The organism is Serratia sp. ASV30, from assembly GCF_016428815.1.
GTDB lineage: Bacteria > Pseudomonadota > Gammaproteobacteria > Enterobacterales > Enterobacteriaceae > Chania > Chania fonticola_C.
In genome coordinates this window covers 1-843 of the sequence record NZ_JAELTL010000154.1, presented here as the reverse complement: position 1 = coordinate 843, position 843 = coordinate 1, and the positions used below count along the sequence as shown (strand labels likewise).

The 843-nt window shown below is 57.4% G+C and carries 1 protein-coding gene; it reads right to left on the bottom strand.

Translation table 11 applies throughout. The annotated features are described in order from the left end of the window. Nucleotides 1–843 (bottom strand): condensation domain-containing protein (locus JHD74_RS27155; RefSeq protein ID WP_233169696.1); only part of this gene is annotated, 843 nt, incomplete at both ends.

The window sequence follows — 843 nt, the reverse complement described above, 5'->3', positions numbered from 1 at the left end:
CTTGCGCGTCATACTGCTCGAACAGGCTTTCTCCTTCGGTACGTCCTGTGGCGCCAAACGATTGGAGACTGAACATCACCTGGAATATCGGGTGCCTTGAACTGTCCTTTTCCGTTTTCAGCACTTCCACCAGCTTTTCAAAAGGCAGATCCTGATGGGTATGCGCTTCACTGACCTGCTGCCCCGTTTCGCCAATAAATTCTCTGACCGTTTGGCTGACGTCTATCTGCCTTCTCAGGACCAGCGTATTGACGAACAGGCCCAGGGTGTCTTCCACCCCCGGGTAATGCCTGCCCGCTATCGGTGTCCCCAACACGATATCCTGCTGGTTACTGTAAACCCCCAGCAGCAGGTAATAGCCGCTCAGCAGTACCGTGTACAGGCTGACGTTCAACGAGGCGGCCAACGCCCGCAGCTCGGCACTGGTCGCTGCATCCAGTTGGAAGGTGATATCGTCACCACGGTAATCCAATTGCAGTGGGCGCACATGGTCCGTCGGCAGGTTGAGCGGTTCATGGTCCGCCAGTTGCCCATGCCAGTAGGCCAGTTGCTTGTCCAGCGTGGCACCTTGCAGGTGTTGGCGCTGCCACAGCGCAAATTCCCGGTACTGCACCGGCGGGGCCGGGAGTTCATGGCTGGCCTCTCCGGTGAACACGCGGTAATAGTGCAGCAACTCTTTTAACAGCAGATCTACCGACCAGCCGTCAAACGCGATGTGGTGAATGACGATGCTGAAGTAGTGGCTCCCCGCCAGCGTATAACTGCTGGCTGCAATTGGGCACTCCTGCGCCAGATCAAATACCCGGTGCTGATGCTCATGCAGCCGCGCATGCAGCGCTTGCA